This window comes from Nonomuraea sp. NEAU-A123 (assembly GCF_018603905.1).
Lineage (GTDB): Bacteria > Actinomycetota > Actinomycetes > Streptosporangiales > Streptosporangiaceae > Nonomuraea.
The window spans coordinates 266,338-279,080 of sequence record NZ_JAHFZZ010000007.1; the positions used below are offsets into that span (position 1 = coordinate 266,338).

A 12,743-nucleotide genomic window follows, 5' to 3' on the forward strand; every position below is an offset into this window, starting at 1 on the left:
TCGTTTATCACTCGAACCTGTCGTCGCTCTCAGGACGCACACCGCGCGCCCACTCCCCCGCGCTCATCAGCCGCTTCCCCTGCGGCTGGAGCTCGCCCAGCTCGACCGGATGGGTCGCGGTGCCGACCAGCACGGTGTTCTTGGTGACGGCGAAGGCGCCGGGGGCGAGCGGCTCGGCCGAGGGGACGATCCGGATCGGGCCGAGCTTCAGCCGGTGGCCGCGGAACTCGCTCCAGGCGCCCGGGTTGGGCGTGCATGCGCGGATGAGGCGGTCGACGCGCATGGCGGGCGCGGACCAGTCGACCCGGGCGTCGGTCACGTTGATCTTGGGTGCGACGCTGATCCCGTCGGCCGGCTGGGGACGGGCCTCCAGCTTGCCGTCGGCCACTCCGTCGAGCGTGGCCGACAGCAGCTCGGCGCCCGAGAACGACAGCCGTTCGAGCAGGGTGCCGCTGGTGTCGTCGGGCCGGATCTCCTCGGTGACGACGCCGTAGACGTCGCCGGCGTCGAGCTCCTTGACGATCTGGAACGTCGAGGCGCCGGTGATCTCGTCACCGTGCAGGATCGCGTGCTGGACGGGCGCGGCGCCCCGCCAGGCGGGCAGGATCGAGAAGTGCAGGTTGATCCAGCCGAGCCGCGGCACGTCGAGCGCGGACTGCGGCAGCAGCGCCCCGTAGGCGACCACGGGGCAGCAGTCGGGCTCCAGCCCGCGCAGCCGGTCGAGGAACTCGGGGTCGCCGGCCTTGACCGGGCGCAGCACCTCGATGCCCGCCTCCTCGGCCAGCTCGGCGACCGGCGACGGATGCAGCTTGCGACCGCGCCCCGACTGGGCGTCGGGCCGGGTGACGACCGCGACCACCTCGTGCCGTGGCGAGTCGATCAGTGTGCGCAGTGACGGCAGCGCCGTCTCGGGCGTGCCCGCGAAGACCAGGCGCATCGTCAGAGTGCCCTCCCGCCCGTGATGTGCGGGGAGAACTTGACCGCGGGAACGGACAGGCCGCTCCACTCCGCCTCGCGGACGGCCTTCATCGCCAGCTTGCGCTGTTTGGAGTCCATCCGGTCGATGAACAGGATGCCGTCGAGGTGGTCGGTCTCGTGCTGGAAGCAGCGGGCCATCAGGTCGGTGCCCTCCAGCGTGACCGGCTCGCCGTACATGTCGAAGCCCTTGGCGACGGCGCGGATGGCCCGCGGCGTCGGGAACGACAGGCCGGGGAAGGACAGGCAGCCCTCCTCGCCCTCCTCGTCGATGTCGGCGGAGAGGTCGAGATCGGGGTTGATCAGGTGGCCGAGCTGCTCGTCGACGTAGTAGGTGAACACCCGCAGCCCGACACCGATCTGCGGGGCCGCCAGCCCGGCACCGGGGGCGTCCATCATCGTGTCGGTGAGGTCTTTGACCAGCTTGCGGAGCTCCTTGTCGAAGTCGACGACCGGCGCCGCCGCGGTGGTCAGCACCGGGTCTCCGAACAGGCGGATCGACTGGATCGCCAAGGGGGTCACTCCGTTTCGTCAGTGGGTCAGCCCAGTTTAGTGCGCCAGCGATCGGGCTTTCATCGCGGCTTTGCGGGCTGCCTTGACGACGGCCTTGTCGTCGTGGGCGGTGGCGAGCATGTCGAGCACCGCGATCGTGTCGGGGTGGCCTACGGCGGGCATCGCGGTGACGAGCCGGATGAGGTCCTCGCCCGGTTCGGGCGTGTCCAGGCGGCCCGCGGCGGGGGCGGACAGGTGCATGAGGGCGGCCAGCGAGTCGACCGCGATCCAGGTGTGGTCAGCGGTGCTGAGCGTGGGGGCGTCGAGGTCGCGGATGTGCAGCCAGGACGCGGCGTAGCGGCGCATCAGGGGCAGGCCGAGCGCCTCGCGGACGGGGGCCTCGGCCTCGGGCCCCAGCTCCTCGAGGATGGCGCCGACGGCGCCGCGCTGCCCCGCCGTGCCCTCCGCCGCGATCTTGATGAGGTCGTGCGCGGCCTGGGCGGGCGGACGGCGCTCCAGCCAGCCGGCGACGGCGCTCTGCGTGGCGGAGCCCTTGACGAGGGCCTCGACGAGCTCGGCGGCGGACAGGTCGGCGAACACCTCGACCTCGGCCGTCGTCGGCGCGTCGTGCCCCTCGCGCAGCAGGTCCCTGCGGATGGCCCAGACACCGAGCGGGGTGAGCGCGGTGCGCCCGGCCGCGGTCTGCTCGACCAGGCCGCAGTAGGCCAGCAGCGACAGCGCGTCGAGCAGCTCGGCGGGCAGCGAGGCGGCGAGCCTGCGCATCTCGACGGCGCCCGGCTCGCAGGCGACCTCGTGCGACTGCAGGATGCCCCTGGCGAGGTTGGCGATCGCGACGCCCGAACGTACGGAGTAGACAGTGGCCAGCATCTCGGCCAGGTGCTCGTCGACGACGGCCGAGCCGGTCAGCCCGTCGTCGGCGCGGTCGAGCACGTCCATGACCACGCCGTCCCAGAACTCCAGCGTGGCCTCGGTCGTGAGCCGCTCCGGCAGCGGCCCGCGCGAGGCTCGGCCGCCGGCGATCTGGAGCAGCCCGGTGTTGACGGCGACGATCCAGACCAGGCGCAGCCGGGCGTCGTCGATGCCGAGCCCGGCGGCGGCGGCGCGGGCGTCGGCCTCGGCCGGCAGCCCTTCCGGGGTGACCTCGCGGGTGCCGGTCCAGCTCATGAGCCGCATCGCGTCGGCGACGAGCGGCACCGTGGGGACGATCTCGGCCAGCTCGGCATCGGAAGCCAGCAGGACGGGCGGGAAGGTCAGCGCCTCTTGCTCCACCACGGGAGTCTCCTCAGGTGGCCGTGGGGGCACGGCGGCCTGCTCATCGATCAGCTTCCGCAGCTCGGCGAGGTCGAAGACATTGTTTGCCACCCCACGAAACTTACTGCACACGAGTCACATGAACGTACTCAACGGATGGCTCGGGAGCGCGCTTTGAAGGCGGCCTTGCGCGCGGCCTTGGCCACCGTGCCGTCGGGCAGCGAGCGTCCGAGCAGCTCCAGCACGTCCACGACGTCCGGGTGGTCCACCCGCCACATCTCTTCGATGAGGTGGGCGGGCGGGCCGGAGGCGGCCATGTTCTCGGCGAAGATCTCGGGGTCCTCTTCGGCCGCGGGCAGGGCCAGGGCCAGCATGTCGATGCTGACCCACAGCAGCTCCTCCTGGCTGAGCTGCGGGGCGGCCAGCCCTCTGGCGGTCAGCCAGTGGATGGCGTGCGGGCGCAGCTCCTGGTCCTCCAGGCAGGCCCGCACCTCGGGCTCCGCCTCGGCGCCGAGCCGGTCGACGATGGTCACCGCGATGCCGCGCGCCACGGCCGGGGCGCCGGACGCGGCGGCGAGCAGCTCGGCCGCCGCCGTGATCGGGGTGCGCCCGGCCAGCCAGCGGCTGATGTCCTCTTCGGCCAGCTCGGTGGGCATGCCGTCGAGCAGCCCCTCGATCAGCCCGGTCGCGTCGGCCTCGGCCAGGTCGGCGGCCTGCGGGGCGTCGAGTCCGAGCGCCAGGTAGTGTTCGCGTAGGCCCCACACCGTCAGCGGCGTGAGCCCGGCGGTGTCGCCCTCGACCACGACCATCCCGCACCAGGCCAGCCGGTCGAGCACCGCGCCCAGATCGGCGCCGCCCGCGTCGGCGACCTCCTCCAGGTAGTCGCCGATCACGGTGACGGGCACGGGCGCCCGCAGCCGGTAGAGCATGTCGAACAGGTCGTAGAGCTCCTCGTCGAGCTCGGCCGAGCCGGTGATCGTGCCGCGCGTGTCGCGTTCGACGACATGGGCGACGATCTCGGCCCACGTCTGGAGCGGATCGTCACCGACGTCGCGCCACAGCTCTTCTCGCAGCTCTTCGTACGGTCCGGCGTCCGCCCCGGCCAGGAGCGGCACGGTCGCCAGCTCGGCCACGAGCGTGCCGGGCTCCGCCAGCCGTACGGCGGGCAGCGGGGCGCACCCCGGGCAGTCGCAGGGCGCCTCTCCCAGGTCGGGCAGCTCGCCCGAGGGGATGGCGACCGACTGCTCCAGCGACTCGGGGCCGATGGAGCTGAACAGGCTCTTGGCCATGCCGAAGTTGGCCGTGTCGGCGAGCGCCTCGGGCATCTTCGGCTCGATGCCGGCGAGCTCCTCACGCATCGCCGCCGCGGTCTCCGTGTCGACCGCGCCGGACTGTTGCAGGTAGTCGACGAGGGTACGGGCGGCGGCGACGGTCTCCTGCGCGCTCTCGGGCGGCGCGATGACCTTGCGGGGGTAGATGGACAGCAGCAGCTCGTCGAAGGTCGCGGGAGTGAAGTCGCCCAGTTCGTTGACGTTGAGATAGTCGCTGGCGTAGTCGCAGAGCAAGCGGACCTCGTCCGCGTCCACCACGACGCCCCGCGCACGCCCCCAGGCACGGAGGTCGTCGATGGCCTGGTTCACCCATTCGATCGACACAGGGGCACGCTAATGGCTGGCTTACAGATGAGCGAATCGGGGAAACTGCCTAAATCAGGTCTAGGGGGTCAACACTCACCCGGACGACATCAGGTGCCTTACGCGCCGCGCGTACCCCGCTGGCCCCTTTGAGCGCGGCGGCCAGCGCCGCGCCGCCGCCGCGCGGAACGCGGATCATGGCGCGTTCCCTGCCCGACTCGTCCACCGGCACGGGGCCGAGCACCTGCGCGCCGTCCGGCAGGCGCGTCTCGTCGAGCATCTGCCGGACCGCGGCGGCCGTACCCGTGAGCGTGGCCATCCGTACCGCGGGCGGGAAGCCCAGCTCGGCGCGTTCGGCCAGCTCGCGCTCGGCGTGGGTGATCGGGTCCCAGCGCAGCAGCGCCTGTACGACCGGCAGCCCGGCGTCACCGAGCACCACCACCTCGGCGCCGGGCCGGAGCAGGGCGGCGGCGTTCGTCCAGCGGCGCAGCGCCTCCTCGGCGGCCCGCAGGTCGGCCCGGCCGAGCAGCGCCCATCCGTCGAGGAGCACGGCCGCCGCGTAGCCGCCCTCGGCCACCGGCTCGGCGCCGGGCGTGGCGACGACCAGGGCGCGGGTGGCGGGCACGGTGGCGAGAACGCCGTCGCGGCCGGACGTGCGCACCGGGACCGACGGGAACGCCCTCCCCAGCTCCTCGGCGGTACGGCGGGCGCCCACGACGACGGCACGGAGCCGGCGGCCACCACAGTTCGGGCACCGCCAACCGGCGTCCACGCGGCCGCACCAGCGGCAGTAGGGGGCGGTGTGACCGCCTCGGAGGGCGAGCGGGCCATGACAAGACGGGCTCTGCGCCCCCTCGCTCACGGAGGCGGGCTCGCCGACCCTCTCAACCGGTCCGCGATCGGATCCCGGCCCTTCGCCCGGCCTGTCACGCGCCCCCGGCCGGTCGGCCGATCGGTCACCGGACCTCGGCCCTTCGCCCGGACGGTCACCGGACCCCGGCGCCTCGCGCGACCCGCCGCTTGACCCCGGCCTTTCGGCCGACCTGTCGCTGATCCCCGGCACATCGGTCAGCGCATTGCCGAGCCACAGCCCTTCCGCGGATCCACCGCCAGAACCCGATCCCGCGGCCGGTCCACCCGCGTCCTTCGCCGCTGCGCGCCTCGTTCCTCCGTGTCCGTTTTTCGTCCCTCCGGCCGACCTACGGCCGGCCGTCGTCACCGCCGCGTGCGAGTCGTTCGCCTGGGCGCCGGGAGCGGTGGGGCTGCTGAGGCGGGTGGGCGGGAGCGCGCAGCGGGCGGGGGCGCGGCAGTTCTGGCAGGCCAGTGCGGGCAGGTAGCCGCGCCGGGGCACCTGGACCAGCACCGGACCGGACTCCAGCCCCTGACGCAGCGCCCGCCAGGCCAGGCTGGGCAGCCTCGCCTGCCGTGCGGCCTGGTCCTTGGCGAGTTCGGCGTCCTCTCCGGCGGGATGTACGCGGGGGGCGAGGCTTCTGATCGTGGCGCGGGCGGCGACGATCGGCCTGGCCCAGCGGCTGGCGATGAGCTGCGTGGCCTCGGCGGTACGCGTGTAGCCACCGATCAGCATGGCCGCGCCCGTACGGTGGGCTCTCAGGGCGAGGACCTCGCGGGCGTGCGGGTAAGGGGCCAGCCGTTCGGCGTGAAGGTCGTCTCCGTCGTCCCAGATGGCCACCAGGCCGAGCGCGGCCACGGGGGCGAACATGGCGGCCCGGGTCCCCACGACCGCCCGTACCTGCCCTCTCAGGACGCGCAACCAACGCCGGTAGCGTTCCGCCGGACCGAGGTCGGCGGTGAGCGCAACGTGCATCCCGTCGCCGAGCACCCGGGTCAGCTCGGCGTCGGCCAGCGCCACGTCCTTGCCGTCGGGCACCACGACGACCGCTCCCCGCCCACCGTCGAGCGTCGCCCGCACCGCCTCGGCCACCGCCCCGACCCACCCCTTGGCCCCTGGCAGCGCCGACCAGACGGCCCTGGGCGCTCTGCCGTTCCGGAGCGCGTCGAGAAACGACGGCCCCATCGGGTAGTCGTCCCAGGGTCCGGCGGACGCACGATCAGAGCCGTTCCCGACCTCGACCCCCGCACTCCGAGGCCCACTTTCCACGGCCGGGAGACCGTGCCCGCTGTCCGGAGCGCCTCCAGGCGCATCGGTGACCAGCCCGCTGCGCTGGGCCGGCGAATTCGCAGGCGTGCTGGCGGGCTTCGGGGTGCTCGCTTCGGCTCTGGCGTGGCGGGGTGGGATGGCCAGGCGGAGGACGTCGGCGAGCGTGCCCGCGTAGCGGTCGGCGACCGCCCTGGCCAGGCCCGCGATCTCCCCGGTCAGCACCCGCTCTCCCGACACGACCCGTTCAAGGGCGGTGAGCTTGCCCGTGTGGTCGCTCTCTTCGACCCGTTCGAGCACGAACCCGTCCACCAACTGCCCCGCGAACCGCACCCGCACCCGTACCCCCGGCTCGGCCGTCTCGTGCATCGACGCCGGCACCAGGTAGTCGAACGGCCGGTCGAGGTGCGGCAGCGGGTTGTCGACCGCCACCCGGGCCACCGGCCGCGAAGGAGCGGGGACCGGTGCTCCCTTGGCGGGCTTCGACGGCTCTACCCTCCGCACGGCGTCGAGCGGCAGGAGGGCATCGGAGTCGGTCACGCATTACGTCTACCAGACCCAGCCCGTAGGCAACGCCCGTGTACCTCTGGGACCAGTGGCTCCGCAAGCCGCGATCGAGTCCCTAGGAGGCCCTCAGGCTCAGCCATGCCCCTGCTGTCGCCGCCCGATCACCCACGCGGCGACCTGACCCCGTCCGGAGAATCCGAGTTTGGCGAAAATGTTCTCCATGTGAGAGTCCACTGTGCGCCGGGCGACGAGCAGCCGCTGCGCGATCAGCCGGTTGGTCAGCCCGTCGGCGACCAGTTCGGCGACGTCCGCCTCGCGCGGGGTGAGTGGCGACCAGAACGGCACGACCGCGACCGGAGGGGTGCCGCCCGCGGACAGCGCCTCGGCGATCACCTGCTCGGCCGACATGGCGCGGCCTTCCGCGACGGCCTTGCCGTACTGGCGGCCGAGGGTCTCGCGTAGTTCCCGCTGGTCGGGGTCGCGTTCGACGGCGAGGATCGGCGCGCCGAGCAGCGGGTTCACCTCGTACCCCCACAACCGTTGCACCGCGCTCAGCAGCCGTACGGCGCGCGCGGGCCGCCCCTGGTCGGCGGCGAGCCTGCCGAGGACCTCGACGCAGAGCGCCCGCCCGAACGTGATGTGCGGCGACACCTGCGCCCGCAGCGCCGCCGTGGCCAGGGCGTCCGCCTCCGCGTACTGGCCGGCCGCCCGCCGGACCAGGGCGAGCGCGAGCTCCGTCCAGGCGGCGGTGGCGCCGTCGCCTGCTCTCCGGCAGAGCGCGCGGGCTCGGGTGAGGACCTCGTCCGCCTCGCCGGTACGGCCGGCGAGCATGAGCGTGATGCCCAGTTCGACGGTGGCGTTGACCAGGTGGACGCCGTCCTCGGGCGACAGGCCGTTGATGCTCTCGGTCAGGTGGCGTTCGGCCGCTGCCAGATCGCCCTCGCAGAGGCTGACCGTGCCGCGCATCTTGGTCATGTGGCGGTCGCCGCCCACACGAGCCGCCGGCGCCTCGGCCTCGTCGAGTGCCTTGCGCGCCGCGGTCAGGTCGCCCTCACCCGCCGCCAGCTGGGCGACCTGCAGCAGGGCGCGGAGCCGTACCGAATCCGGGCACGCGGTGATGGGCAGCAGGCGCGTCATGTAGCGCCGGCCGTATCGAGCCGACCCGCCGAACGCCCACAGGTAGCCCAGCCGCAGTCCCATCCTCAGCCCGCGCTCGCGAGTGGCCGGGTCGGCGGCGAAGGACTCAAACGCGGCCCGCAGGTTCGCCCAGTCGGCCCTGACCCGGACGACCTCCACAGCCCGATCGCCGCCCGCTCCCTTCGCCCGGTCACTGCCCGCCTTCTTGGCGCCGATCTCCCCGGCCCAGTCGCCGCCCGACCACTCGGCGCCGACTGTCTCGGCGACGGCGTAGTAGTGCTCGCGGTGGCGTGTCCGTAGCCGTTCCTGCTCGCCGGTGCCCTCCAGGCGGGCGGCGGCGAACTCGCGCACGCTGTCGGGCATGCGGTACGCCGTGCGCCCCTCCTCCCGCTCCCTGGTCACGATCGACTTCTCGACCAGCGCCGCCAGCGTGGGGTGCACCCGTGCGGCGGGCAGCGCGTCGCCGGAGCAGACGGCCTCGACCGCCGACCGCTCGAAGGTCCCCGCGAACACGATCAGCCGCTCCCACAGCAGGCGTTCCTCGGGCGAGCAGAGCTCGTGGCTCCACGCGATCACCGCCTGCATGGTCGAGTGCCCAGCACCCGCGTCCGGCAGCGTCAGCAGTTCGTCCACGGGCAGTTGCCGCGCACGGACCGCCACCAGCTCGATGGCCAGCGGGATGCCTTCCAGGCGGCGGCAGACCTCGGCGACGGCCGCCGCGTTCCGCTCAGTGATCTCGAAGCCGGGATCGACGGCCGCGATCCGGTCCAGGAGAAGCGACACCGACTCGACGCGCGCCACGTCGGCGGGCGCCGACTCTCCACCTGGTACGGCCAGCGGCCGGACGATGACCGCCTGCCCACCGGGGACGCGCAGCGCCTGCCTGCTCGTGGCCAGCACGTGCAGGCCGGGGGCGGCGCGCAGCAGCGACCGTACGAGGCCGGAGCACGCGTCGGCCAGGTGTTCGCAGCCGTCGAGCACCAGGAGCCGGCGGCGGCGCGACAGGTGCGCGGTCAGGTCACCCGTGACGTCCAGGGTCTGGGCGATGATCTGTTCGAGGGATTCGGGGTCGGTGTGCCCGGACAGCTCGACGAACTCGATGCCGTCGGTGAAGGCCCGCCGCATGAGCTGCGCCGCCCGGATGGCCACCCGGGTCTTGCCCACCCCGGCGATGCCGGTGACGCTGACGAGGCGGCTGCGCTGCAGCATCCGCCGGACGTCCGCGACCTCCTGACGGCGACCCACGAAGCTGGTCGGCGTGGCACGCCATGGCATGATCCATTCCTCAGTTTCCGGAAGATCCAAGAGAACCACGTTACGTGCTCCCTGGTTCGCCTCCGAGGACGGCCCCTGCCGTGAACGCGCAGATGCCGCACCCCACAACCGGGGATGCGGCATCTAGCGGAATCGCGTCACAGACCGGCGGCGGACCTCAGCGCCTCGGCGCGGTCGGTCGACTCCCAGGAGAAGCCCTCACGGCCGAAGTGCCCGTAGGCGGCGGTCTCCGAGTAGATCGGGCGCAGCAGGTCGAGGTCGCGGATGATCGCGGCCGGGCGCAGGTCGAACACCTGGAGCACAGCGGCCTGGATCTTCTCGACCGGCAGCTTCTCGGTGCCGAAGCACTCGACGAACAGACCGACCGGCTGAGCCTTGCCGATGGCGTACGCGACCTGGACCTCGCAGCGGTCGGCGAGCCCGGCGGCCACGACGTTCTTGGCGACCCAGCGCATGGCGTAGGCGGCCGAGCGGTCGACCTTGGACGGGTCCTTGCCGGAGAACGCGCCGCCACCGTGGCGGGCCATGCCGCCGTAGGTGTCGATGATGATCTTGCGACCGGTGAGGCCGGCGTCGCCCATCGGGCCGCCGATCTCGAAGCGGCCGGTCGGGTTGACCAGCAGGCGGTAGCCCTCGATGTCGATGTCGAGGCCCGCGAGCACGGGGTCGACCACGTGCTCCTTGATGTCGGGCGTCAGCATCTCCTTGAGGTCGATCTCGGCCGCGTGCTGCGTCGAGACGACCACGGTGTCGAGACGGACCGGCTGGTCGCCGTCGTACTCGATGGTGACCTGGGTCTTGCCGTCGGGACGCAGGTAAGGGACGGTGCCGGACTTGCGCACCTCGGACAGGCGCTGGGCCAGCCGGTGCGCGAGCATGATCGGCAGCGGCATCAGCTCCGGCGTCTCGCGGCACGCGTAGCCGAACATCAGGCCCTGGTCGCCCGCGCCCTGACGGTCGAGCTCGTCGATGTCACCGTCGACGCGGTGCTCGTAGGCGTCGTCGACGCCCTGGGCGATGTCGGGCGACTGCGCTCCGATGGACACCGACACGCCACAGGAGGCGCCGTCGAAGCCCTTGTGGGAGGCGTCGTAGCCGATTTCCAGGATCTTCTCCCGGATGACGCCGGGGATGTCGACGTAGGTCTCGGTCGTGACCTCGCCTGCGACATGGACCTGGCCGGTAGTGATCATCGTCTCGACGGCGACCCGGCTCTTGGGGTCGTCCTTGAGCATGGTGTCGAGAATCGCGTCACTGATCTGGTCGGCGATCTTGTCCGGGTGGCCTTCGGTGACCGACTCGGATGTGAACAGGCGACGTGACAACTCAGTGGCTCCTCATGCAGCGGCTGCTGACGGACGTGCGGGCTCCGGCGACTGTACACCCCGGCCAGTGCCTCGCCGAAGTCTAGCCCTACCCACCGGCATGTCGCGAAACGGCCCGTCAAAGATCGGGCAGGGGATCGGGGGGCAGCGTCTCCGGCGCGAAGATCTCCGCGTCGGCCGCGGCCACCACGGCGGCGTACTCCTCCTCGAACTCGAAGGCCATCACGCCCAGCTCGATCACCGGCAAGGAGGCCTGCATGATCGGCCCGAGCCTCGTGTGGCGCGGGAACGTCGCGTGGACCGCGACCGGGCGGTCACTCCTGAGCATCCTGGTGGCGAGGACGGAGATGGCCTTGTCGGTGACCACGATCAGGAAATTGGCCGTGCCCTGCGGCCCTAAGGACAGCGCGGGGAAGACGTAGCGGATCTCCCCCTGTGCGCCGAGCAACGTCCTGCAGCGATCCCTGACAGCGGAACTCACCGGCATTCCCCGCCCCCTTTTGTCCCCTTTGCCTAAGTATCGGCAGGCGTTCGGGGATGCCGCAACCGGTTGGAGACTTGGTCCCAGACGGCGTCGGCGACGTCGTCCTTGGGACCGCGCGGGATCTCCACCGGCTCGCCGCCCGCGACGAGCACGGTCGCGGCGTTGTCGGGCGTGCCGAAGGCCAGGTGGGGGCCCACCTGGTTGACGACGAGCAGGTCGCAGCCCTTGCGGGCGAGCTTGGCCTGTCCGTTGGCGAGTACGTCGTCGGTCTCGGCCGCGAACCCGACGATCACCTCGGGCTTTGGCCCACCGGCGCGTCGGCGCTCCCCCAGCTCAGCCAGGATGTCCGGATTTTTCACCAGATAGAGGGGGTCGGGCTCGCCGTCGGACTTCTTGATCTTGGAGTCGTGCCGGGCGGCGGGCCGGAAGTCGGCCACGGCCGCCGCCATCACCACCACGTCCGCGGCGTTAGAGGCGGCCAGCACCGCCTCACGCAGCTCGGCCGCCGACTCCACCCGCACCACGTCGGCCCCGGCCGGATCGGGCAGCGACACGTTGGCCGCCACCAGGGTCACGTGGGCCCCGCGGGCGACGGCCGTGCGGGCCAGGGCGTAGCCCTGCAGCCCGGAGGACCGGTTGCCCAGGTAGCGGACCGGATCGATGGCTTCGCGGGTGCCGCCGGCGGAGACGACGACATGTCGGCCGGCCAGGTCGCGCGGGCGCCCGGCCAGTACGCGCAGGCAGACTTGGAAGATCTCGGCGGGATCGGGCAGGCGCCCGGGCCCGCTGTCGGCGCCGGTGAGACGCCCGACCGCGGGATCGATCACCACGGAGCCCCGCTCGCGCAGTGTCGAGACGTTGGCGCGGGTGGCGGGGTGCTGCCACATCTCGGTGTGCATCGCGGGCGCGAACACCACCGGGCAGCGCGCGGTCAGCAGCGTGTTGGTGAGCAGGTCGCCCGCCAGGCCGTGGGCGGCCTTGGCGAGCACGTCGGCGGTCGCGGGCGCCACCACGACGAGGTCGGCCCGCTGGCCGATCCGCACGTGGGGCACCTCGTGAACGTCGTCCCACACATCGGTCGTCACCGGGTTGCCGGACAGCGCCGCCCAGGTGGGCTCGCCCACGAATCGCAGGGCGTCGCGGGTCGGGACGACCCGCACCTCGTGCCCGGACTCGGTGAACAGGCGCAACAACTCACACGCCTTGTACGCGGCGATGCCCCCGCTGACGCCCAGGACGACCTTCATTTAACGGGTCAGACCGCGCCTTCGATGGGCTCGGCGTTGAGCAGGCCCTCGGCGACCTCGCGCAGCGCGATGGACAGCGGCTTCTCCTGCGCGTGCGTCTCGACCAGCGGCCCGACGTATTCGAGCAGGCCCTCGCCGAGCTGAGAGTAGTAGGCGTTGATCTGGCGGGCGCGCTTGGCACCCATGATCACCAGGGAATACTTGCTGTCGACGATGTCGAGCAGCGCGTCGATCGGCGGGTTGGTGATGCCCTCTGCGACCGGGGCAATTCCTGCCACG

General features: G+C 72.3%; 10 protein-coding genes. All 10 read right to left on the reverse strand.

Features of this window, described 5'->3' with window-relative positions:
• Positions 1–7: 7 nt before the first annotated feature.
• Positions 8–937 carry a methionyl-tRNA formyltransferase gene (fmt, locus tag KLK06_RS23385; protein ID WP_214637701.1) on the reverse strand — a complete coding sequence of 310 codons (930 nt, stop codon included), beginning with the start codon at positions 935–937 and terminating at the stop codon, positions 8–10.
• A 2-nt stretch (positions 938–939) separates the two neighbouring features.
• Positions 940–1,488 carry a peptide deformylase gene (gene def / locus KLK06_RS23390; protein ID WP_214637702.1) on the reverse strand — a complete coding sequence of 183 codons (549 nt, stop codon included), beginning with the start codon at positions 1,486–1,488 and terminating at the stop codon, positions 940–942.
• A 36-nt stretch (positions 1,489–1,524) separates the two neighbouring features.
• Positions 1,525–2,850 (reverse strand): hypothetical protein, encoded by a 1,326-nt coding sequence (locus KLK06_RS23395; RefSeq protein ID WP_214637703.1) that lies wholly within the window; start codon positions 2,848–2,850, stop codon positions 1,525–1,527.
• Between the two features lie 38 nt (positions 2,851–2,888).
• On the reverse strand, positions 2,889–4,394 hold the full coding sequence (locus tag KLK06_RS23400) for a hypothetical protein (RefSeq protein ID WP_214637704.1): 1,506 nt from the start codon (positions 4,392–4,394) through the stop codon (positions 2,889–2,891).
• Positions 4,395–4,443: 49 nt separating this feature from the next.
• A complete protein-coding gene (locus KLK06_RS23405; protein WP_214637705.1) occupies positions 4,444–7,029 on the reverse strand; it encodes a primosomal protein N' in 2,586 nt (861 codons plus the stop codon).
• 99 nt (positions 7,030–7,128) lie between these two features.
• Positions 7,129–9,408 carry a LuxR C-terminal-related transcriptional regulator gene (locus KLK06_RS23410; RefSeq protein WP_214637706.1) on the reverse strand — a complete coding sequence of 760 codons (2,280 nt, stop codon included), beginning with the start codon at positions 9,406–9,408 and terminating at the stop codon, positions 7,129–7,131.
• Between the two features lie 137 nt (positions 9,409–9,545).
• Positions 9,546–10,733, reverse strand: a complete 1,188-nt coding sequence (gene metK / locus KLK06_RS23415) for a methionine adenosyltransferase (RefSeq protein ID WP_214637707.1) — start codon at positions 10,731–10,733, stop codon at positions 9,546–9,548.
• A 118-nt stretch (positions 10,734–10,851) separates the two neighbouring features.
• Positions 10,852–11,220 (reverse strand): hypothetical protein, encoded by a 369-nt coding sequence (locus tag KLK06_RS23420; protein ID WP_214637708.1) that lies wholly within the window; start codon positions 11,218–11,220, stop codon positions 10,852–10,854.
• 26 nt (positions 11,221–11,246) lie between these two features.
• Complete coding sequence (gene coaBC, locus KLK06_RS23425; RefSeq protein ID WP_214637709.1) at positions 11,247–12,464, reverse strand: bifunctional phosphopantothenoylcysteine decarboxylase/phosphopantothenate--cysteine ligase CoaBC; 1,218 nt, start codon at positions 12,462–12,464, stop codon at positions 11,247–11,249.
• 8 nt (positions 12,465–12,472) lie between these two features.
• Positions 12,473–12,742: a DNA-directed RNA polymerase subunit omega gene (gene rpoZ, locus KLK06_RS23430; RefSeq protein WP_214637710.1), complete on the reverse strand. Its 270-nt coding sequence runs from the start codon at positions 12,740–12,742 to the stop codon at positions 12,473–12,475.
• Position 12,743 lies beyond the last annotated feature (1 nt).

Excerpts from the sequence above, each read along its gene's own strand:
- fmt (WP_214637701.1), bottom strand. The coding sequence starts at position 937 with ATGCGCCTGGTCTTCGCGGGCACGCCCGAGACGGCGCTGCCGTCACTG.
- KLK06_RS23410 (WP_214637706.1), bottom strand. The coding sequence starts at position 9,408 with ATGCCATGGCGTGCCACGCCGACCAGCTTCGTGGGTCGCCGTCAGGAG.
- KLK06_RS23420 (WP_214637708.1), bottom strand. The coding sequence starts at position 11,220 with ATGCCGGTGAGTTCCGCTGTCAGGGATCGCTGCAGGACGTTGCTCGGC.
- coaBC (WP_214637709.1), bottom strand. The coding sequence starts at position 12,464 with ATGAAGGTCGTCCTGGGCGTCAGCGGGGGCATCGCCGCGTACAAGGCG.